Annotated in this window: 21 protein-coding genes, 1 other RNA gene and 1 pseudogene; 6 read left to right on the forward strand and 17 right to left on the reverse strand. The window is 58.8% G+C overall.

Annotated features, from left to right (window positions below):
- Nucleotides 1-134: 134 nt before the first annotated feature.
- The 10 genes and pseudogenes from QP970_RS10535 to ftsE all read right to left on the reverse strand — a co-directional run bounded on the left by QP970_RS10535 (nt 135) and on the right by ftsE (nt 7772).
- The gene (locus tag QP970_RS10535; protein WP_023025818.1) at nt 135-890 is read right to left on the reverse strand and encodes an iron ABC transporter ATP-binding protein; all 756 of its coding nucleotides are present in this window, start codon (nt 888-890) and stop codon (nt 135-137) included.
- Nucleotides 887-1864, reverse strand: a complete 978-nt coding sequence (locus tag QP970_RS10540; RefSeq protein WP_239270097.1) for an iron chelate uptake ABC transporter family permease subunit — start codon at nt 1862-1864, stop codon at nt 887-889. The genes QP970_RS10535 and QP970_RS10540 overlap by 4 nt, the downstream gene beginning before the upstream one ends.
- Before the next feature lies 1 nt (nt 1865).
- Nucleotides 1866-2831, reverse strand: coding sequence for an ABC transporter permease (locus QP970_RS10545; RefSeq protein ID WP_239270078.1), 966 nt, complete (start codon nt 2829-2831; stop codon nt 1866-1868).
- A 68-nt stretch (nt 2832-2899) separates the two neighbouring features.
- Nucleotides 2900-3892, reverse strand: a complete 993-nt coding sequence (locus QP970_RS10550) for a siderophore ABC transporter substrate-binding protein (protein WP_370657801.1) — start codon at nt 3890-3892, stop codon at nt 2900-2902.
- Between the two features lie 85 nt (nt 3893-3977).
- Nucleotides 3978-4744 (reverse strand): annotated as a pseudogene (locus QP970_RS10555) (amidohydrolase family protein).
- A gap of 74 nt (nt 4745-4818) precedes the next feature.
- Nucleotides 4819-5201: a transfer-messenger RNA gene (ssrA, locus tag QP970_RS10560) on the reverse strand.
- Nucleotides 5202-5268: 67 nt separating this feature from the next.
- Nucleotides 5269-5634 (reverse strand): DUF488 domain-containing protein, encoded by a 366-nt coding sequence (locus tag QP970_RS10565; protein ID WP_239270080.1) that lies wholly within the window; start codon nt 5632-5634, stop codon nt 5269-5271.
- A complete protein-coding gene (smpB, locus tag QP970_RS10570) occupies nt 5627-6130 on the reverse strand; it encodes an SsrA-binding protein SmpB (RefSeq protein WP_023016945.1) in 504 nt (167 codons plus the stop codon). Before smpB ends, QP970_RS10565 begins: the two co-directional genes overlap by 8 nt.
- Before the next feature lie 44 nt (nt 6131-6174).
- Nucleotides 6175-7077 carry a permease-like cell division protein FtsX gene (gene ftsX / locus QP970_RS10575; RefSeq protein ID WP_023025800.1) on the reverse strand — a complete coding sequence of 301 codons (903 nt, stop codon included), beginning with the start codon at nt 7075-7077 and terminating at the stop codon, nt 6175-6177.
- Entirely contained in the window at nt 7074-7772 is a 699-nt protein-coding gene (ftsE, locus tag QP970_RS10580; protein WP_284869911.1) for a cell division ATP-binding protein FtsE, read from the reverse strand. The genes ftsX and ftsE overlap by 4 nt, the downstream gene beginning before the upstream one ends.
- A gap of 120 nt (nt 7773-7892) precedes the next feature.
- On the opposite strand from ftsE, the gene QP970_RS10585 reads away from it, so the two are divergent.
- The gene (locus QP970_RS10585) at nt 7893-9515 is read left to right on the forward strand and encodes an AbgT family transporter (RefSeq protein WP_284869912.1); all 1623 of its coding nucleotides are present in this window, start codon (nt 7893-7895) and stop codon (nt 9513-9515) included.
- A 21-nt stretch (nt 9516-9536) separates the two neighbouring features.
- Here the strand turns inward: QP970_RS10585 and prfB are convergent, their stop codons facing one another.
- Nucleotides 9537-10640, reverse strand: coding sequence for a peptide chain release factor 2 (gene prfB / locus QP970_RS10590; protein WP_284869913.1), 1104 nt, complete (start codon nt 10638-10640; stop codon nt 9537-9539).
- Nucleotides 10641-10700: 60 nt separating this feature from the next.
- On the opposite strand from prfB, the gene QP970_RS10595 reads away from it, so the two are divergent.
- Nucleotides 10701-11537, forward strand: coding sequence for an inositol monophosphatase family protein (locus tag QP970_RS10595; RefSeq protein ID WP_284869914.1), 837 nt, complete (start codon nt 10701-10703; stop codon nt 11535-11537).
- A complete protein-coding gene (gene hisN / locus QP970_RS10600) occupies nt 11530-12312 on the forward strand; it encodes a histidinol-phosphatase (RefSeq protein ID WP_005277599.1) in 783 nt (260 codons plus the stop codon). Before QP970_RS10595 ends, hisN begins: the two co-directional genes overlap by 8 nt.
- Here hisN and QP970_RS10605 read toward each other — a convergent pair.
- From QP970_RS10605 to QP970_RS10620, 4 genes are all read right to left on the reverse strand, one after another.
- Complete coding sequence (locus tag QP970_RS10605; RefSeq protein WP_284869915.1) at nt 12309-12569, reverse strand: MarR family transcriptional regulator; 261 nt, start codon at nt 12567-12569, stop codon at nt 12309-12311. The genes hisN and QP970_RS10605 overlap by 4 nt on opposite strands.
- A complete protein-coding gene (feoB, locus tag QP970_RS10610) occupies nt 12566-14503 on the reverse strand; it encodes a ferrous iron transport protein B (protein WP_284869916.1) in 1938 nt (645 codons plus the stop codon). The genes QP970_RS10605 and feoB overlap by 4 nt, the downstream gene beginning before the upstream one ends.
- A 3-nt stretch (nt 14504-14506) precedes the next feature.
- Nucleotides 14507-14791 (reverse strand): FeoA family protein, encoded by a 285-nt coding sequence (locus QP970_RS10615; RefSeq protein ID WP_284869917.1) that lies wholly within the window; start codon nt 14789-14791, stop codon nt 14507-14509.
- Between the two features lie 238 nt (nt 14792-15029).
- On the reverse strand, nt 15030-16121 hold the full coding sequence (locus QP970_RS10620; RefSeq protein WP_284869918.1) for a S1 family peptidase: 1092 nt from the start codon (nt 16119-16121) through the stop codon (nt 15030-15032).
- Between the two features lie 210 nt (nt 16122-16331).
- Between QP970_RS10620 and QP970_RS10625 the strand changes: the two genes are divergently transcribed.
- Nucleotides 16332-16772 carry a DUF1990 family protein gene (locus tag QP970_RS10625; RefSeq protein ID WP_284869919.1) on the forward strand — a complete coding sequence of 147 codons (441 nt, stop codon included), beginning with the start codon at nt 16332-16334 and terminating at the stop codon, nt 16770-16772.
- 63 nt (nt 16773-16835) lie between these two features.
- On the opposite strand, the gene QP970_RS10630 is transcribed toward QP970_RS10625, so the two are convergent.
- Complete coding sequence (locus QP970_RS10630) at nt 16836-17450, reverse strand: kinesin (protein ID WP_284869920.1); 615 nt, start codon at nt 17448-17450, stop codon at nt 16836-16838.
- Between the two features lie 319 nt (nt 17451-17769).
- Here QP970_RS10630 and QP970_RS10635 point away from each other — a divergent pair, with 319 nt between their 5' ends.
- Complete coding sequence (locus tag QP970_RS10635) at nt 17770-18213, forward strand: MarR family winged helix-turn-helix transcriptional regulator (protein WP_284869921.1); 444 nt, start codon at nt 17770-17772, stop codon at nt 18211-18213.
- A gap of 80 nt (nt 18214-18293) precedes the next feature.
- Nucleotides 18294-19655: a DHA2 family efflux MFS transporter permease subunit gene (locus tag QP970_RS10640; protein ID WP_284869922.1), complete on the forward strand. Its 1362-nt coding sequence runs from the start codon at nt 18294-18296 to the stop codon at nt 19653-19655.
- A 40-nt stretch (nt 19656-19695) separates the two neighbouring features.
- On the opposite strand, the gene QP970_RS10645 is transcribed toward QP970_RS10640, so the two are convergent.
- Nucleotides 19696-21492 (reverse strand): siderophore-interacting protein, encoded by a 1797-nt coding sequence (locus QP970_RS10645; protein ID WP_284869923.1) that lies wholly within the window; start codon nt 21490-21492, stop codon nt 19696-19698.
- Between the last annotated feature and the right edge of the window lie 138 nt (nt 21493-21630).

The raw sequence follows: 21630 nt of genomic DNA on the forward strand, positions 1-21630 counted from the left end.
GAACCAAGTCAAATCCTCGAACCAAGTCAGTACAAAAAGTCACTCAAAAGTAACCAACCGGCTACCTCTCGGCGACTCGCTAAAATTTATACCACCCCACTACACAACGCAAACTCGCAGGCTAACGTTGGTTTTTAGTGATAGCACGCGATCTTTCCATCGGGCCCATCGATAACGCGCACCGGAGTATTGAAGATGGGCGTCAGGATATCGTCGCGCATAATCTCCTCGGCCGGGCCGAATTCGACGATCTGCCCGTCCTTGCAGGCGCAGATATAGTCCGCGTAGCGCGCGGCAAAGTTGATGTCATGCAGAACCACGATGACCGTGCGCCCCAATTCCTGGGCAGCCTCGCGCAGGTGGCGCATCATGTCCACCGAGTGCGAGATGTCCAAGTTATTCAGCGGCTCATCCAACAACACGTAATCGGTTTCTTGGCACAGCACCATTGCTACGTACGCGCGCTGGCGCTGACCACCAGAAAGCTGGTCAAGGTAGCGGTGCTGCAATTCTTCCAAATGTAGGAAGTGGATGTATTTGGAAATGACCTCTTCATCGTGTTTATTGAGTCGACCCTTGGTATAGGGGAAACGGCCAAAGCCCACGAGCTGGCGCACGGTCAGTTTCGTGACGAAGTGATTTTCCTGCCGCAGGATAGACACGATCTTTGCCAAGTCGGCGGACTTGCTGGATTGGATGTCATAGCCGGCGATTTCGATGCTGCCTTCATCCATGTCGAGCAGGCGCCCGATCATGGTGAGCATCGTGGACTTACCCGCACCATTCGGCCCCACCAGCGCGGTGATGCCTCCCTGCGGGATGGTCAGGTTGAGTGGACCAATAGCGGTCTCGGCGGAATAGGTTTTAGAAACGTTCTTTAATTCGATCACAGTCGGCCCTTTCGCATAATGACAAAGAGGAACACGGAGCCACCTACCAGCTCAATGATGATGGACACCACGCCTTGGGCGGAAAATACGTGCTGCATGAGGAAGTACGCCGCAATCAACACGAGGAATGCTAACCCCACCGCCATCGGAAAGATGTAGCGGTGGTCGTAGGTATCGGCGAATTGATAGGCCAGCGTAGCCACCAAAAAGCCCAAGAAGGTCATGGGCCCTACCAGTGCGGTCGTCGTCGCCATCAATAGCGAGACCAACACCAGCGTGTAAATTGCATGCGCTTTGTGGTTCACGCCCAAGTTGGTGCTGACATCGGCACCCAAGGAAATCACGTTGAGCTTGCGCGCATTGAGCACCAACAGCGTGGTGGCGATGGCCACGATGGGAATAGCGATGGGATAGTACTCAGTCTCGGCGTTATTGACGGAGCCAAAAAGGCGCGCGGTCAGCACGTCGAACTCGCTGGGGGTCAGCATGCGCTGCATAAAGGTAGACAGCGAGCCCAGGCCACCACCAATGACCACGCCGACTAGCAGCATGGCGTGCATATTCTGCTTTCTATTGGTCAGCAGCCACGAATAAAGCACCAGGGAAAGGCCCACCATGACGCCCATTTGCATGAGGAAGGTGGGCACGGTGCGGGCATCGTTAAGCCCACTAGCACCCAGGAAGAAAATGGTCGCGGTATTGATGGCAACGTACAGGGACTCAAAGCCCATGATGGATGGCGTCAAGATGCGGTTATTCGTCACGGTATGAAAAGACACCGTGGCCATGGCTTGGCACACAGCGACGATCGCCATGGCGATGAGGGCATCGGCGCGGCGCTGGGCGATGAGCCAAAACTTGCGGGTGCCAAACTCCATCGGGTTGCCATAGGCCAGGTAAGCAAAGGCCAAAGCCGCAGCTAGGCCCCATACGCAGACTAGCGTGATCCAGTACTTCTTGGGTGGGGCGGACATCTTAGTTCGCACGGGTCGACCTCACAATCATGATGATGAAGACGATGGCGCCGATGACGCCAAGAATGACCGAAACTGGCATCTCGAATGGGGCGATAATCACGCGCCCCACCAGGTCACACACCGTGACGATGCCGATGCCCAGCAGGCAGACCCAGGGAACGTTGGAACGCAGGTCATCGCCCCGCACCATGGAGACGATATTGGGCACGATAAGGCCCAGGAAGGGCAGCGAACCCACGACGACGGTCACCACGCCCGTAGCAATGGCGATGAGGCCGGTTCCCATCAATAACATGCGGTTATAGTTCAGCCCGACGTTGGTGGCCACGTCCTCGCCCAAGCCAACCACGGTGAGGCGGTCGGCGTAGATATACACCGCCACCAGCACCAAGAGGACGATCCACAAAACCTCGTATTGACCCTTGTACACCGCTGTAAATGAGCCCATGAACCAGATGCCCAATTGCTGGAGCATGTCCGTCATCAGGGCGAAAAACGTCGAAATTGCAGAGACCACGGCGCCCAGCATGATGCCGATGATCGGCACGATGAGTGAGGAGCGCAGGGTCACCCGGCGCAGGAAGAGGAAGAATACGACGGTTCCCAGGAAGGAAAAGACCACCGCACCAATCATCTTGACCAGAATCGAGGACGTGGGCGCGACGGCCATGACGATGAGCAAGCCCAAACCGGCCCACTCCGTGGTGCCGGTGGTAGACGGTTCGACGAAGCGGTTCTGGGTAAGCAGCTGCATGACCAGGCCGCTTACAGCCATGGCCGCGCCGGCCAGCACCAAGGCAATGGTGCGCGGTAAGCGGGTAATGCCGAACATGGCGGCGCCATCGTCGGCGCCAAAAACGTCGTACTGCCCGGTCAGCAAGGAGGCAACGAGCAACGCGGCGACGATGAGCACGCCGAGGCCGAGCTTCCAATCCCAGACCTTTGTGCGGGTGGTGGTTTCCATAACTATCCTTTACGCACCTGAAAACCGGAGGGCACAAAATCCCTCCGGTTTCCGGTTTTTAGTGGTGGCTAGTTCTTTTCAAACGCGTCTGCCATCGCGTTGAGCGTCTCCGTGAAGGTAATGATGTTTTCATTGGTGTAGGTATCCTGCGGAGCGGCAACGATCTTGCCTTCCTTCACGGCAGTCACGTTCTTGAGTGCCGCGGAATCCTCTACCAGCTTCTTACCTGGGGTGTAGCCTGCTTCATCCTTGGCAATGGCACCGTCGCGGTCCATGATGAGGATGTAGTCAGGGTTGGAATCAGCAATTGCCTCGACGGAGATGTCATCGCCCTCGTGGTCATCGCTGGCGTTTTCCACCTCGAGGGAAGGCTTCATGCCCAGCAGGTCAAAGAATGGTCCGAAGAAGCGGCCCTTACCTGGGGCGATGTAGTTGATATCGCCACCGGAGGTGTTGACGGCCATTACGGTCTTCTCAGGATCGTAGGCATCCTTGGCGCGGTCCAGCGCCTTGTTGAAGTCATCGACAAGCTTCTTTGCTTCATCTTCGTGGTCGAAGATCTTGCCCAGTGCTTCGGTCTGGCGAATGAGTTCTTCCGCCATGTCCTTATCATCGCGCGGGGAGAAGTCCAGGACCGGGGTATCTTCCATCAAAGCCTCGATATCGGCCTGGTGCTGGGTGAAGCGCTGACCGTTGATGACGATGTCCGGCTCTGCGGCAACCAGCGCCTCCAGGTCGGGTTCGCGGTGCATGCCCAGGTTGGCCTCGATCGAGTCTTCGTTGATCTTGTCCGAGAGGGTATCCGGGACGATGCCCAGCGGGGCTGCCACGATGTTGACGTCCCAATCCGCGAGGATTTCGAAGGCGCGGTTATCCGTTACCGCGACGCGCTCGAACGGTACGTCCAGCTCATGGGTGCCGTTATTATCTTCGATCTGCAGTGCGCTTTCCGATGTCCCCTTGTTCGAACCCTGGTCCTCTTCTTCCGCAGTGCTACATGCGGTAAGCGCCAGGGAGGCGACAGCCACGACAGACAAAAGAGCGCGATGAATTTTCTTCATTGTGCTTTCCTTATAGACGAGAAACAAATGCCCCATTAACTTAGCTTAAGTCACCCTAACCAATCAAGGGTGAGGGTAACCTTTCCTAAAGCACATCGTCCAGGCCATAGAAACGCGCTGCATTTGCGTAGAAAACATGATCGGCATGTACCCCGCGGCCTTCTCAATGAGCCGGAAATCATCAACTGAAAACACCCGGCTCGCCCGCTACGAGGGCAAATCGGTACCCGCCATGAGCGCCGTTGGATCGACGTCGACAATGCGGCGCACCACCTCCCCTGGGTCGAGGTCCACTCGCCCGAATCCGGTGGCCTTGACCTTTACGCCGGCATCGACAAGCTCCAAGAGGCCATCTACTCCCTGCGCGCTCAGGCCCAGGTGGTCGATGCTCACGGCCGGCAGCTTCTTCAGCACCGGCGCCATTTCGCCCAGCGCAGCCGCGTCGACATAAAGCTCCACGTGCCAGCCGGCTAGGTCATAGATCCGCCAGGCGAGCTCCTCGAGGTCCTCCCGCGCTGCGCTGCCACCGCGCCGGAAGTTAAAGCGCACCGCCCGCACGCCCAGGCCATCGAGGCGGCGGATTTCGGCATCGGGGACATCGGCAGGCAGCTGCGTCACGCCTACGAAGTTATCCAACTCCCCTAACGCATCCGCCAGATACCCCTGGTCAAAGCCCTGAAAGGAACCGGAGACGACCGCGCCGGCGGTGATATCAAAGCCCTCACCGCGCAGCTTCTCGCGCCATACGTCATATTCCGGAACCAAAAATTCCGGCGGCGTATAACCCTGATTCTCCTGGATGGGGTGAGAAAAATCGATGATATGGAGGTGGGAATCGAATACTCGCTGCATGGCCACCACCCTAGCCGCGCGCGGGCAACCTTATGAGAAAAGCCCCAGCTAGAACTGAATCTAGCTGGGGCTCTCGGTGGAGCTGCCGGGACTTGAACCCGGGTCCTTCGTCACCTTGCCAGGGCTTCTCCGTGCGCAGTTCGCACATGATCTCTGCTCGGCCCTCCGGTTCGGGCGAACTCGTACCGGATGATGGGCCCAGTCACCAGTAAGAGTCCCATCTGGCCCTGATGACACAGCCAGACGGCAAGTTCCTTAGTCGATGCCAGGTTCTAGGTCAGGAACGAAACCTAGGCTGACAGACACGCGTCGCTGCAATTAGGCAGCGAGGGCGTAGTCACGCTGAGAGTTCTTCTCTGCGTTTATTTGTTTGCTACGACGCTTAAACGGTGGTCGATAGCCTTCACCGGCACGCTTCCCCTGGCGCAGTGTACGAAGTCGAAACCAAATCAACCCCATAGCACTTGTAGGGACGGGATAGTGCATCATTCCCTACGGTTGTTCTAACACTACCGCAGACGCTTTTATTTCTCCAAGTGCTCTTCCAGCCAGTCTTTTAAGACCACCGCGTGGTTAATCTCGCGGTCGGCAGCGCCAAAGAGCAGCGTGAGGTCCCCCTCCTTTGCCAAGGAGAGCAGCTGGGTGAGCTCTTCCGACTCGCGGTCATCGAGCTCGGCGCGGTAGCGGCGCGAAAACTCCTGGAAAGAATCCTCGTCATGGCTCCACCACTTGCGCAGCTCGGGGCTAGGCGCCACGTCCTTGAACCATTCGTCATAGTCCAGGTCCGCCTTGGCGATGCCCCGCGGCCACAGACGATCTACTAGGACGCCGGTTCCGGAAATGGAGTCTTCGCCCTTGACTGCATCGTGAACCTTTACCGTCTTAAGCATTAATCCCCTTCACGCGGCGGCCGAGCTCGCGGGTGATTTCGCGGTTCTGGTCGCGCCGCTTGATGTCCTCGCGCTTGTCATAATCCTGCTTACCTTGCGCGAGCGCCAGCGACAACTTCGCGTACCCGTTTTTTAGGTACACCTTGAGCGGCACCAGGGTTTTATTGCCATTGCGCACCTGCCCGTAGAGCTTGTCGATCTCCCGGCGGTGCAGCAAAAGCTTGCGGGTGCGCCGCGGACTGTGGTTGGTCCACGACCCCATCGAATACTCCGGAATGTGCAGGTTGCGCAAGTACACCTCGCCATTATCAATGGTGGCGAAGGCATCATTGAGCGAGATCTTGCCCTCTCGGAGGGATTTGATCTCCGTGCCGAGCAGGACGATGCCACACTCGAATTCTTCGAGGATCTTATAGTCGTGCCGGGCCCGGCGGTTGGTCGCAAGCGTGGCGTCCCCGGAAGCCGCCTTCTTATTCTTCTTGCCCTTTTTAGCCATAATTGCCTCAGTGTACTGCTCGTTTACCGCACCCGGCAAACGGCTTAGCGGCGGACATAGGAACGCAGGGTAATCTGCGCGGTGGCAGCGGTAACCGCCAAGGCGAGCAGCCCTACCAGCGGCAGGGCGAGCCACAGATCGCTGGACTTCATCGGTGCCAGCAACTGCGATTCATACAGGCCCTGCAGCGCAGGATCGATCACTTGGGATTTCGCCACGAGCAGCCCAGCGCCGCCCAGGACCACACCGATAAGGGAGGCGAGCACCGCTTCTACTACGAACGGTGCTTGCGTCATCCAGCGCGAGGCGCCCACCATGCGCATGATTTCGGTCTCGCGGGTGCGGTGGAAGGCGGCGATTTGCACCATATTGGCCACCAGGAAGATGGCTGCAATAGACATCACGATGGCCACGATGAAGGTGGCGGTCCGGATGGAATCGAGGTTGCTTGCCGCCTCGCGCACCTCTTCTTGCTGATCCACGACCTCTTCTACCGCCGGGTTATCCCGTACAGCATCGATGGCGGAGGCCTCCTCCGGGTCAACGAGACGCACGTGCAACGCTGCGGGTAGCGCATCCGGCGAGGTTTGTTCCACCATCACCGGGTCCGTGTCCTGGAATAGCTCGCGGAAGCGCTCGTAGGAGGCCTCCCGGTTGCGAAATTCCACGGACTCTACAGAACTATCGGATTCCAGCTGTTCCTTTAAGTCCGCGCAGGCGGGCGTGGTGCAGTTTGGATCCGTGGCGGAAATATCCTCGTTGAGCTGCACCATGACCTCCACGCGGTCCAAGTAAATATCCTTCGTATCCTTGGTGAGGTTGGTGACCATGATGCCGGCAACCACGGCCCCGACAGAGATGGCCGTGGTAATGATCATCGCGATGGTCATAGTCAGGTTACGGCCCAAGCCCTTGCTGGCCTCGCGGAAGATGAATCCTAGCTTCATGCCTGCTCCTCCTGCGCCGAATAGGTGGCATTGTGTTCATCGCGAACGAGCGTGCCTTCGCGCAATTCCAGCACGCGTTTGTGCGCCTTATCCACGGCGCGGGAATTGTGCGTGGACATCACGACGGTGGTGCCACGCTTGTTGATGCGCAGCAGCAAGTCCATGATCCCGTCGGCGGTGGCGGGATCGAGGTTGCCCGTGGGTTCATCGGCAAGCAGCAGCTTCGGGCGATTGACCAAGGCACGCGCGATGGCCACGCGCTGCTGCTCACCGCCGGAAAGCTCGTGCGGCATCGCGTGATGACGGTTTTCCAGGCCCACCATCTCCAATACCTGCGGCACCGCGGTGGAGATGCGGTGCTTGCTCTTGCCGATGACCTCCAAGGCAAACGCCACATTCTGGTACACGTTCAGCTTGGGAAGCAGCCGAAAATCCTGGAATACGTAGCCGATGGATTGGCGCAGGGCGTTGATGTCCTTGCCGCTCAGCTCGTTGACGTGAAAATCGCCGAAGTAAATATCGCCCGAGGTCACATTGCTGTAGCGCACCATGAGCTCTAGAAAGGTAGACTTTCCGGACCCCGAAGGTCCGATGAGGAAGGCAAACTCACCATCCGCAATGTCAAAAGACACCCCATCGAGCGCGGGCCGGAACTGGGCGGAATACACCTTAGTCACGTTTTCGAAAGTAATCACTCCGCTACTGTAGCAATCAAAGTTGACAGCAACCTGTGAACGCTATCTAGTATTGTAGTCTGGAACACAATATCTGGTACGAAATGGTGCCCGACTCGATCGACAGAAAGTGCCGATACTATGGCCGAGACTAAAACCAAAGAAAAACCGGAGAAAGCAAGCGGCTTTTTAGGCACCGTAGAAAAGATTGGCAATAAACTCCCCGATCCTTTCTGGCTCTTCGTCATCCTCGCGATAATCGTCGCCATTACCTCTTGGATTGGCCACTTAATTGGCATGAGCGCCGAGGATCCTAAAACCGGCGATACCATCGAGGTTGAATCACTCCTGACCACCGAGAATATCTCGCGTATGGTCACAGACGCGGTGGAAAACTTTACGAGCTTCCCGCCGTTGGGCGTCATCCTTGCCGTCATGCTGGGTGTGGCCGTGGCCGAGCAGTCTGGGCTCTTGTCCGCGCTTGTGCGCGCCATGGTGACCAAGGTCAGCCCGAAGTTCCTTACCTTCCTCGTCGCGCTGGCCGGCGTGACCGGTTCCGTGGCTTCGGATGCGATTTATGTCATCCTCATCCCGCTGGGCGCGATGGCCTTCCACTCGGTGGGCCGCTCCCCCATCGTGGGTGCCATGGTGGCCTTTGCAGCGTCCTCGGCAGGCTTCAACGCCTCGCTGATCCTCAACATCACTGACCTCCTGCTGGCCGGTATTTCCACGCCCGCCGCGCAGTTCGTGGATGAGGCTTATGAGGTCAGCCCGCTGGCCAATATCTTCTTCGTCATCCCATCCGCCATCGTATTGTCCCTTATCATCACCGCCGTCACGGAATGGTTCATGGTGAAAAAGGCCCGCGATCTGGTCAACCACGACAAGATCAATTACGAGGAAGTCTCCTTCTCCCAGGCCGCCGGCGCCGCTGATAACGAGGCGGACGAGGAAGAAAGCGACGTTGATTTCGAGGAAGAAGAAGACGAGCTGCGGGTAAAGCCGGAGGAGCAAAAGGGCTTGACCGCCTCTGGCATCGCGCTAGTCATCTTCCTCGCGGGATTCTTTGCCCTGCTCTTTATCCCAGGCTCCCCGCTGGCAAGCCAAGAAGATAGCTTCATGGAGTCGCCGCTCATTAGCGCGATTGCGGTTCCCATTGCCCTGGCATTCTTGGTGTGCGGCATCGTCTACGGCATCTACGCCGGCACGCTGAAGTCCGCCTCCGACGTGCCAGATTTCATGGCTAAAGGCATTAAGACCTTGGTTCCCATGCTGGTGCTCTTCTTCGCTGTGGCCCAGTTCTTGGCGTGGTTCCAGTGGTCCAACCTCGGTGTCTGGACCGCGATTAAGGGTTCTGAGCTGCTACAGGCATGGTCGCTGCCGCCCGTCTTGATGTTCGCCGCACTCGTGGCCATGGTGGCAGTCCTCAACCTGTTCATTACCTCAGGTTCTGCGCAGTGGGCACTGATGGCGCCGGTAATCATCCCGATGATGATGTACGTGGGCATCTCCCCCGAGGTTTCCCAGATGCTCTTCCGTATCGGTGACTCGCCGACAAATATCATCACACCGATGTCGCCGTACTTCGCCCTCGCACTGACCTTCCTGCAGCGCTACTACAAGCCGGCGGGCGTTGGCACGCTGATGTCACTGGCGCTGCCGTATTCCATCGCCATGATCGTTGGCTGGTTCATCTTCTTTATCGTGTGGTACCTGCTGGGTATCCCGCTCGGGCCGGGCGCCCCGATGCACTACCCGGCTTAAGCCTGCAGAGCGCGGTTGAGGTTAATCCTCCCCGCGCTCTTGTTGCATCCGCCACCGGATGCCGGCTTCCAAGAATCCATCGATGTCCCCATCGAGCACCTTGGAGGGATCGCCCATTTCAAAATTGGTGCGCAGGTCCTTGACCATTTGGTACGGGTGCAAAACATAAGAGCGCATCTGGTTGCCCCAAGAGGCATTGCCGCCGGCGCCAAGCGCATCGAGCTCCGCCCGCTCTTCCTGGCGCTTGCGCTCCAAGAGCTTGGCCTGCAAAACCCGCATGGCAGAGGCCTTATTTTGAATCTGTGATTTCTCGTTCTGGCAAGTGACCACGATGCCGGTGGGGATATGGGTCAGACGCACCGCGGAATCGGTGGTGTTAACTGACTGTCCACCGGGGCCAGAGGAACGGTACACATCCACGCGCACCTCGTTATCTGGCACATCAATGTGGTCCGTTTGCTCCACCACGGGAAGAACCTCGACCTCCGCAAAGGAGGTTTGGCGCCGGCCCTGGTTATCAAAGGGCGAAAGGCGCACCAGGCGGTGCGCGCCCTGTTCCACGGAGAGCTGGCCGTACATGTATTCCCCGTGCACCACAAAGGTGGCGGATTTAATGCCCGCTTCTTCGGCATAGGAAATATCGTAAATATCCACCTTGTGGTCATGCTTTCCCGCCCAGCGGGTGTACATGCGCATGAGCATCTCCGCCCAATCGGCCGCGTCTACCCCGCCGGCGCCGGAGCGGATATTGATCACGGCCTCGCGCGGGTCATATTCCCCGGAGAGCATGGTGGTTACCTCGAGGGATTCGATGGCGCTTTCTAGCTCAGCAAGGTCTTCATCGGCAACGGAGACGGTGCCTTCTTCCTCCGCGAGCTCGTACATCACCGGCATATCATCTAAGCGCCCGCGCAAAGACTCCAGTTTGCGGACCTTTGCTTGCGCGCTAGAAAGCTCAGAGGTGACCTTCTGTGCGTGCTCGGGGTCGTCCCACAACGAGGGATCCCCAGCTTGGGCTTCCAATTCCCGAATGCGCGTAGCCAAGGCTTCCGGATCCATGACCTTTTCAATGGTGGTCAGGGTGGTGTCCAATTGCTTGAGCCGTGTAATTACTTCGGGACGCATAGGGCCCAATCTTACCCACCTCCCCCACAGAATTAGCCATTGGTTGGATTTAGGGTGACAATGGTGTGCATGGATCAAAAGCCAAGCTTGCAGGAGATGATCGATGCGGTCATCAAAACGTTTATTGTCGCGCATGCTGACGATGGGGATGCCCATTTGGCGCAGGCGCTTGTGTATAACGCAGGACGCTTGGCTTGGCGCTTGCGCGAGATGGGCGTCTCGGTTGAGCAGAAATCCTCTATTTCTGATGTGGTTACGGATGCGGACCGCGCCGCCGAGCGCTTTATCGCCGGCGTGCTAGAGGCCGTGCGCCCTGAGGACGGCCTCGTGGGTGAGGAAGGCACGGCCCGCGAGTCCCAGTCTGGGCGCAATTGGGTCATCGATCCGGTCGATGGGACCTACAATTTCACCTCTGGCTCGGATTATTGGTGCTCGGCGCTCGCGCTTACCGATGCCTCCGGGGTCGCCCTCGGCGCCGTCCACCGCCCCGCCATGGGCTATACCTGGTTTGGCGGGCGCGACTATCCCACCTCGCTCGATGGCAAGGACGTTGCCAAGCTGCAGGATAAGCCGGCAGAAGAAATCTCTCTCTCGTCCTACCTACACCCAACGTCGCTGGCGGATCCAGAAATTCGTGCCGCGTGGCAGCGGGTGGCCGAAAACTTTGCTACAGTCCGTATGCTTGGTGCCGGTTCGGTGGACTTGGCCTCCGTGGCAGAAGGCACGTGGGGCGCATGGATGCAGCACTCGGTAGCAGATTGGGATTGGTTCCCCGGCAAGGCTCTCATTGAGGCCGCCGGTGGTGCAGCCCGCAAGGTAGAAGCCGGTAGCGTCGAGTGGTGCTTGGCCGGAAATAAACAAGTAGTTCAACAAATGGAGGAATGGCTCCGTGGGTAAATTCAAAGAAGACTTAGGTCTCGCACTCGAGTTAGCCGGTCACGCCGATGTGGTCACGATGCACCGTTTTGAGGCCACCGACCTTTCCGTGAAGGAAAAACCGGACCTGACCCCGGTTTCGGATGCGGATCTGAACTGCGAGAAGCACATCCGCGATTCGCTGAAGCGCTCCCGCCCGCGCGATGAGGTTTTGGGCGAAGAATTCGGTGGCCAGGCCTGCTACGAAGGCCGCCAGTGGGTCATCGATCCCATCGATGGTACGAAGAACTTCGTGCGCGGTGTGCCGGTATGGGCCACGCTTATTTCCCTGCTTGAGGACGGCGAACCGGTCGTCTCCGTGGTTTCTGCCCCTGCCCTGCGCCGGCGCTGGTACGCGGCGAAAGGCGCCGGTGCCTACCGCGTTTTTGGCGGCGAACCGAAGCGCCTGCACGTCTCCCAGATCGAAAAGCTTGGGCATGCATCCCTGGCCATGAGCTCGCTGACAGGCTGGTCCGAGCGCGGGTTGCGCGATAAGTTCCTCAACCTCACGGATAAGACCTGGCGCCTGCGTGGCTACGGCGATTTCTGGTCCTACTGCCTCGTGGCAGAAGGCGCCGTCGATATCGCCACCGAGCCGGAGGTCTCCCTCTGGGACCTCGCCGCCCCATCCCTGCTCGTGACCGAGGCCGGCGGCACGTTTACGGATCTGTCCGGCAATCCTGGGCCGCACGGCGGATCGGCCATTGCCTCCAATGGCCGCCTGCACAAGGCCGCATTGGAGATGCTGCAGGATTAGGGTCGGGCCGAAAGCTTCAATAGGACCGGTTCGCGGAGCCCGGCCTCGGCGCCGGAGCAGCCATCACTGTGCGAGCAACTACCGCAGCCGCCCGTGGGACACGAGGACAGCGATTCGCGCACGAGCTGCGCGCTGTGCTCCAAGTGGGCGAGGATGACCTCCACGGTCCCCTGCCCCAGTCCGGTCGCGCGGGCGATGTTCGCGGGGGTGGAGTGACCGCCGCGGATCGCTTCTTTTACTTTGTCTGTAGGGCTCATAGGAATAACCTCAGCACTTGGAAGACGCCGACGGCCAAGACCCAAGCCGTGACGAGCTGCAGTACAAAGCCGATGAGCGTCCACTTCCAGCCAATTTCGCGCCGCTGCGCGGCCACCGTGGCCACACACGGGGTATAGGCCAAGAGGAAGACCATATATGCCCACACCGCAGCTAGGCCGTGCCCGCCGGAGGTGGCATCGAAATCGCTGCGGATGTGATCGGCCAGCGAAGACTCGGCTTGTTCCTCAGGATCCGCATCCGTGACGTCATCGACGGCGTAGGTCTGCGCCCAGGTGGAAATCAGTGTTTCCTTCGCCACGAAGCCCGTTACCAGCGGGCCGGTCAGGGACCACGAATCGAAGCCAGCCGGCGCAAACGCCGGGGATATCGCCTTGGATACCGCACCATACGCCGAGTCCTCCGGCGGGACGGCTTCCTCGTCGAAGGAGTGGCCACCGGTAACCGGGATGGACATGAGCAGCCAAATGACCACTACCGTGGCCACGATGATGCCGCCGGCGGTATGCAGGAATCCCTTTAAGCGCACCCACATGACCGAAAGCGATAGCTTGAACGTGGGCAGCTGATACGACGGCAAGTCGATAACGAGTGCCTCGGACGGCATGGCGCGCCAGACTGTTTTGCGCAGTGCCAAGCCCACGGCTACCACCAGGGCGATGGACAGAACGTACATGCCAAAGACCGCCGATCCGGCGTGATCTGGGAAAAAGACCTGCGCCAGCATCATAAAGACGATAAGCCGCGCCGAGCACGAGGTGAAGGGGATAAGCAGGCAGGTAAGGATGCGGTGGCGGACATCGCCAAGCACTCGCGTGGCCGAAATCGCCGGCACGTTGCAGCCATAGCCCACCACGATGGGGATAAAGGCCTTGCCAGGCAGGCCAATCGAGCGCATCACCCTATCGGTGACCACCGCAGCGCGCGCCATATAGCCGGAATCCTCCAGCACCGCCAAGCACAGAAACATCAGCGCCAGTAGCGGAGCGAAGGTCAGCACCATGCCGACGCCACCAATGAGGCCATCAACAAGCAAGCCCGAAATCAGCCAGTGATCCAGGCCAATGGCTTCCAGCCCGGCGCGGGCCGCGTCCGAGACCGGACCGGTGACAAGGTCTTCGAGGCCGTCCTGCATGGGCCCTGCCACCGTGGTGGTGATGAAGAAGACCGCCCACATCACCGCGAGGAAGAGCAGCGGGCCCACCACTGGGTGCAGCACCACGCGGTCCACGCGCTGGGTGAGGGTCTCGCCTACCTCCACGCGGTGGACCGCAGCTTTTTCGGCGGCATCGAGATCCGCAAAGCGCTGATCCAGGCCGGAATCCTGGCGGATGATGGTTGGCTCGACGCGCATGGCCTGTGCCACGGTGGTTTCCAGCCCGTCGAGGTTGCGCCGGCGCCGTCCATTGACGCTGACCACTGGCATGCCAGTGGCGCGGGAGAGCGCTTCAGTATCGATGCTAATGCCCTGCTGCTCGGCCATATCCTCCTTGGTCACGCCGATGACCACGCGGTATGGCTCGGCGGCAATTTGCAGCGCCAAGTTGAGCCCGCGGGCCGGGGCCGTTGCGTCCACGAGGACCACGACGACATCAGGGCGCTCGTCTGCCGGGCAGTCAATGAGCATCTGCTTGGTAAAGGCCTCATCCGGGCTCATGGGCTCAAGTGAATAGGCGCCGGGCAGGTCGATGATGTCAAAGGCCTCTGGCTGCGCATTCCAGAGCCCGCGGCTGACCTCGACGGAGGTGCCCGGCCAGTTGCCGGTCTGGACCTTCGCTCCGGTCAATGCGTTAAAGAGGGTGGATTTTCCGCAGTTGGGCGCGCCCACCAGTGCGAGCACCGGCGTGCCTTCCGCCGCTATCCGCATGGTGGAGGTGCTGTGGCAGCTTGCTGGGGCCGTGGAGTTATGTGCCATCGCTTATGCCTCCACCGGAACGACTTCGAGTTGGCGCAGCGTGTGTGCATCCACCGCATAGCGGGCCGTGCCTACGCTGACCACGCGCGCACCGCCGGCAACGGTGCGGCCGATCTGCACCCGGGTACCAGGACGAAAGCCCAGCTCGCGCAGCCGCACGGCCAGTGCCGGTTGGGTCTCGGTCGCGTTGTGCAGGCAATCAGCGGATAGTTCCACCACGGCGTCAGTGGGTGCTTGATCCGCGCGCATGGGCCCGGTTTCTGGTGGGGTGGAATGGGTTTTGTGCATGGGGGAAACCTCAGTTCAAACTTCGCTGTGGAAGCGTTAGCCACAGCAGATATTGACTATTCCTAAATGGACAATAGGTAAGTCTCACCTTAGTTTATGTCTTTGGTTGCAGGCAAGGCTATCCTGCGCTTCCCCCACTTTGGCGGGACACATGCGCGTTATGCGCCCATAGAAATTGCACATAAAAAGCGCCCCGTGCGGCTCTCAAGGCTGAACGGGGCGCTATCTGCTTCGCGGTTTATGCTTCGGGCAAGGTAAACCCTGCGCCAACGCCACCGCGGCGGTTCATATCCGCCAACACGGTGTCCATGTTGGTAGCGGCGGTGGGGTTGTGAACCGCACCCTGCAGCGGGGTGCGGCACGGGAAGTTCACCGGCAGGAAGCCGCCGGAGATGGAACCGATGAGGCGGTCACCAGCGAGCAGCGGCGCGCCGGAATCGCCCATCATGGCGCAGACTTGGTTGACCTGGATGCTTTGTGCCTGCTGATAGGTCATACCGCAGGTCTTGCCGGTGGCAACGCCCTGCTTGCATACGGTCTCACCCGGGTTTACGGTTCCACCCAGGGAATTAACGGTAATCCCGTTGTAGGTGCGGGTGACCTCAGCATTAGAGCCGAATTCGATCACCGAATAATCCAGCTCGTCGTTCTTGGCCACGATGGTGCCCGTCGGGCCAATGTGATCGGAATCGGCCGAGGTAATGGCATCACCCTCATTGCCGCAGTGCCCCGCGGTCAGCCCCACCTTGCGACCGGCATCGTCATTGCCGGCAACGCTCAAGGTGCACATGGTGTCACCATTGATATAGATAGGAGTTCCAGGGCCATAGAGGGACTTGCCCTGGTTCATGGCAACATCGGATTCTTCAGGAATGCGCGGGGCATCGAACAAGGAACCCGGCACGCGGTGCAGAACAAAGTCCGAATCGGGCTTGCCCGCAGCTACCTTGGAAAATCCATCGTTTTTCCACTGGTAGTTGGGATTATTGCCCAGTGGCTTTTGCTCTACTTGGGTGGCTTGCTCAAGCAACCCGAACGGGTTCGGGTTGGTGGCCGGCTCTGCGTACTGGGCCTCCTGCTGGCCGTTATTCGCCACCGCGTCGTGCGCGTTCTGCACCGCGGAATCCACGGTATCGGTGACCTGCTTATCCACCTCTGGGGTCTCAATCCCAAAGTCCGCGAGGCCATCGCGCACTTGGTTGATTAACCCTGCCGAGTCAATATCCGGTTGGGGCAGTTCTTGGGCGCCTGCTGCAGGGGAACCCAAGAAAAACGCACCAGCGAAAGCCGAGCCCACCAGGACTTTCTTTAGGTGCGGAATGCGAAGCATCAAAGTACCTTCTTTCAGTTGTCAGGATCGTGCTAGCTAAATCCTGACACGAATAATGTGTGAAAGCAGCTAAGTCCTGTGACTGTTTCCAAGCCGTTACCGTTCTTTCAGGTTTCGGGGGTGATCACACTATTAATCCGTACCCAAAAACTTTTCGATGCCCTATTCTTCACCCCATGAGGTCCCCACAGATAAGCGCTGAGACTTAAGATGCCAGAGCCGCTTTCTTATTCCGATACCGCCGGATTCCCGCAGCTGCACATGAGTAGGGTCATCGACGCCGACTTCGATGCCGCAGCCCACCGGTTCTTTCGTTGGGGCATCCAGCGTAGCGGCCTTTTCCGCGTGCGCCCCTCCCACCCGGTCGTACAAGAAGGCGCCGAGGTCACCTTAGGCCTTGGCCCGTTTGATTTCCGCTGCCGCGTGGTCGAGAGCTTCGCCGACGATGGCCGCTGCGGCTTTACCTACGGCACCTTGCCCGGCCACCTCGAGCGCGGCGAGGAAAGCTTCACCCTGGAGCGCCTGCGCGATGGCCGGACGCTGCTGCTTATCGATGCCGCCTCCGAGCCCTTCCTTCCCTTCTTGCGCCCGCTTATCGATATCCCCCGTCGCCTCCTCATCCGCCGGTTCTACCTGCACGCGCTGGACTAGCGTGGCAGCACAAAGGCCGCCGCCCCTCCTCTCTAGGAAAGGCAGCGGCCTAGGCACAGTTAACTACTTGCGCTTTTCATCGAGGTTATCGCGAGCCTCGCGCACAACGTCTTTCACGCGGTCAAAGAAACCGCCCTTCTTACCGGATTCTTCCTGGTATTCCTGCGCCTTGTCTTCCACGAAGTCCTTAGCGCGGTTGATGGCCTCTTCAACGACATTGCCAGCCTCGGTGACCTTGTCCTTCAGGTCATCGAAGTCATCGCGTTCATCATCTGCAGCGTCCTCTTCCGGCTGCTCCGGTGCGGTGCCGATGTGCTCTTCTTCGGCCTCGCCCACAACGTGCTCTGAGGGCTCATAGTCCGCGTTGTCCTCATCCAGCTTTTCCTGCAGGTCCGGCTGCTCGGACGCGGCGGCGACGTGTTCTTCCTCAGCACCAGTAACGACGTGGTTCTTCGGCTCGTAATCGCTCTGGGTCGCGGAGTCGTCCTGCTCGTCTGCGTTCGCCGTTGCAGCGGCACCGGCAGCTGCGGCACCAGCTCCCGCTGCGCCGGCTCCCGCTGCCGCAGCCTTGCCGGATTCAATCTTGTTGCCCTCGGCATCAGTAGATGCCAAGTAGGTAAATTTCTCGCGGTCCACGTCTACTTCGTGACCTAGGGCGCGTGCAGTTTCTTTAGCCATTGCTTTGTACTCCTTAACTAGATCTATTCTTTCCCATCCTAGCGTTCCAGAAAGTTAAGGTGCGTGCACGGGAACCGGCATTGGGAGAAACCGGAAGGCTCTTTTGTGCTCTTCGGGTGCTACCCCGGCAGATAGAGGTACGGATGAGCGTCAGGCTGCCCAAAACAACCGCATTTCGCCAAAAATCGGACCGAAAAATGGACAAACGCGGTTGCTATGGACGCTTTCTACCCCTTCACCGCGCTCATCCCGCAAAAATTAGCGTGCAGTAAACACTCGTGCACTAGACATGCGTGCACTATGCATGTATTCTGCTGGCATGGACACTCCAAGCAAACAAGTCGCCGACGCACTGGGTCTACTTTCCCAGCGCAGCCTCCGTCGACGCATGTACGCCCATCTCACCGAGGGGCTCGGTGAAGAAATCAACGAATCCACATATTTGGTGCTCAGCGGCCTAGACCGCTGTGGTCCCTCCACCCCGAAAGAGCTCGCCACAGTCATCGGCCTGGACCGCTCAGTGGTATCCCGTCACGCCTCGGCCCTAGAAAAGGCCGGACTCATCGCGCGCGCTACCGATCCCCGCGACACGCGGTGGATACAACTGTCGCTAACCTCACTGGGCCAAGACAACGTCGCCGTGATGCGCTCACGTCTGGCCCAACAATTAGAAGAATTCCTCGCCCGCTGGCCGGAGCCCGCGCAACAACAATTCGCGGAAATGCTCACCGCCCTCACCCACGACGGACCATTCGCCCACTAACTCACACACCTCCATCACTATCTCCATCATGACCACACCTCACCACGCCATCTGCGCACACACTCCGAAGGGAGCCCCTCATGCAGGAAAAAGAAAAACTCGACCCCCAGACTAGGCGGATCGTCATCGCCCTAGTCTTCGGCTCAATTTTGCCGCTGCTAGATATCGGCATCGTTAACGTCGCCATTCATTCCATCAGCGAGGCGTTCAACGCACCGATAGTTCTCGCCCAATGGGTCATCACGAGCTACGGGTTGGCCTCCACCATGGCCATTCCGCTCAGCGGCTGGGCAACGCGCCGCTTCGGCGCCAAAAATTTCTGGATTACCGCCCTGGCAGTCTTTACCGTCGCTTCAATCCTGTGCGCGATGTCTACGCATATCGACTTGCTCATCGCCTTCCGCATCCTGCAGGGATTCGCGGCGGGTTTCTCGGTGGCGGTGATGCAGACCCTCATCGTCACCAATGCCGGAAAGGACCAGGCCACACGCGCCATCACCGCAATCGGGCTACCGGCGGTCATCGCACCCGCGATTGCCCCACTACTGGGCGGGCTGCTTGTCGATGCCATCGGCTGGCGCGCCATCTTCCTCATCAACGTCCCCATCGGCATCGCCGCGATTGCCCTTGCCGTGCACTATCTAGAACGGACCCCAGCAGACCCTGCAGCCCAGCTAGACCGCACGGGATACTTCTTGCTCGCCCCAGGTTTGCTCGCGGCAGTCTATGGCTTTACCACCATCGGGCACATGAGTTCTTGGGCAAGCGTAATTCTCCTCGTCGCCGGCGCGGGGCTGATTGGATACTTTGTGCTGCATGCGCTCCGGGCGTCATCGCCGCTTATCGATGTCCGCCTATTCACCCACGCCTCCTTTTCCTCAGCGTGGGCAACACTGGCCATTGCAAGCACCGTATTTTATGGCGGGCTCTTCCTCATTCCGCTGCACTATCAGAGCAACCATGCCTACACCGCACTGCATGCGGGACTGCTGCTGGCCCTACAAAGCGTGGGCGCCTATTTCAGCCGCTCGGCATCGAAAAAATTCATCGCCCGATGGGGTACGCGTAAGACTGTCTACATGTGCATTGCCGCCACTATTATCGGAACGCTACCTTTCGCCTTTCCCACCGGCCAGGCGACAGGCTGGCTCATCCTTCAAGGCTGCGGGCTATTCGTGCGCGGCGGCGGCATCGGAGCGCTCACGGTGCTCACGATGTCCGCGACCTACCACGGCTTAGCAAAAGATGAAGTCGTCCATGCCAGCGCTGCGGGCCGCATAGCGACCCAACTCGGCAGCGCACTAGGCGTATCAGTCTGCACGGTGCTGATGACTCTCACCCACGGAGTCTGCTGGACAACCTTAGCCTACTTCACCGTGTTCACCACGCTTATGGCAGCCACGGCCACCCGGCTCCCGCGCGGGACCGTGGTTCGGAAATAAAAGGTGAAGCTCGAGGCGTTTGGCCCACCGAGACTCCTCTTTAGGAATTCGCTTCTGCCTCCAGGACGAAGAGGTGTTTGCCCCAGCCAACAGCCGTGGCAGAAGAAATAAGAGCGCGGCTATCAGCAACAACAGCGCTGACATCGTCCTGAGTCGGCACCTTGGTGCCGAACATGGAAAGCCTCACCAAGTCCTCTTCATAGGAATGCTCATCGCCGCCGGTTTCCTCCAGAACCTCGGAAAGGATATAAGCCCGATGGAACGCATCACCGTGAGTGGCGCGGTCTAATTGGGCAGTCACCTCTGCGTTGCCAAAGACACTCCAGGGATCAATGAAGACTACATCAGTTGCCCACGCATAATCCGCCTCAGTGGGATTAAAGCCAGTTCCATCGCCACTCTTTTCGCACCGTTCACGAGAAGCTCCTGCGATTTCCCGTAGCACTGCTTCCGAGGAAGCATCGGCGATCACCCTGCTCTGGGCATGCTCACATCGCCGGAGAATTTCATCTGCATATACTGCACCTCCCTGGCCAATGATCAGAACGCGAGCGGTATCATTCAGATAGTGCTGCATCGCCTGTGCTGCGGACGGAGCAGTCCAGCCAGCGCTCATATTCTTTTGCTCAATGCGCTCGGCCGCGAGTTGTGGGTCACGGCTCACATATTCTGACCACGGCAATCCCTGTTCGCCTTGCGGTGCCGCCTCACCGGTACGAAGGCTATGCTCAAGGCGCATCAGCGCCATCGCCTCAAGATGCGCCGGCCCGCTGAGCCAACGCACCACATTGGAATCTGGGTCCGCTAACTCCATTCCCATTGCAGTCAAGGTGAGGGTGGTTTCGCTGACTTCGACGAGTTCAAGAGCAGCTAGGTAACGGATAAACCTCCGTAACGCCTCCTCGTGAAGGTCTGCCGCAGCAGCAAGGGCAGGAAAAGTATTGGCACCCGCATCGATCTCTTGGAATAGCCCTAAACGTACTGCAGTGCGGAGCGCAAAGGCTGAATTCAACTCAGTCAAATCATGAATATTGTGCAAAACACTATTGCTGCTCGATGCGCTTTCTTTGCCATCTTTCCGGCTAGTTCGCCGCCAGTAACCTGTAATTTCCTGATGCTCAGGGGCGATTCCGGAAGCCTTAAACAAACGCCGCAGTGTTTTCAGCCGGGAGGCCTCCCCCGCCGCCCATACATATGCTTCGCCCCTAGGCAATTGTGAGTCAGCGGTCTCTTCAAAGAGCGCACTAGCCTTTTCAACGAAGCCCTCGCCCTGGTCACGTATCGCCCAGTGGATCTGTACTGAATCCGGAATGTCTAATTTTTGAATATCAGCGTTCGTCGGAACCTCCACCACCGCAATCGCATCATGCCCAGATGGGAGCGATTCCAGGCAGCGGCCGATGGCTGGGAGCGCAGTCTCGTCTCCTGCCAAGAAAAGCCAATCGGTATGCGTGGGCAACTGTGCACACGACTTCGGGCCTGCCACAAAAATGGGGTCACCAATGCGAGCACTCTGTGACCAGTTTTCGGCCAAGCCCTCACCATGGCGCGCGAAATCAATTGCTAATAGCCCATTAACAGCGTCAAAGTAGCGAACCGTGTATGTGCGGAATAAGTTCTTAACGGCTTCTGGCCACAGGAGGTTGCCATCGTTTTGGGCGATTGGGTGCGGTCGCTCTCCAGTCTCCGGATCCGGGAAGATGAGTCGAACGTCGTCATCAAAACCATGGCTTAATAATGAAGGAACGGAAATACCATCGCGTTCGTGCTCCTGGAGCTGCTCCCCGCTGAACGTAATTCGCCGCATGGATGGCGATATATCTTCGATATTTTCCACGTATAATTCCCGGTAGGAAATTGGATAAATTTCCCTGCTCCGGCTGTTCCTTGGCATTTTTGAGACCATTCCCCTCTCGGTCTTGATGGCTTTTATTTCACTTTGTTCGATGGCCTAATTTTTATTTAGTTTTGCTGA

The organism is Corynebacterium sp. MSK073, from assembly GCF_030232085.1.
Classification (GTDB): Bacteria; Actinomycetota; Actinomycetes; order Mycobacteriales; family Mycobacteriaceae; genus Corynebacterium.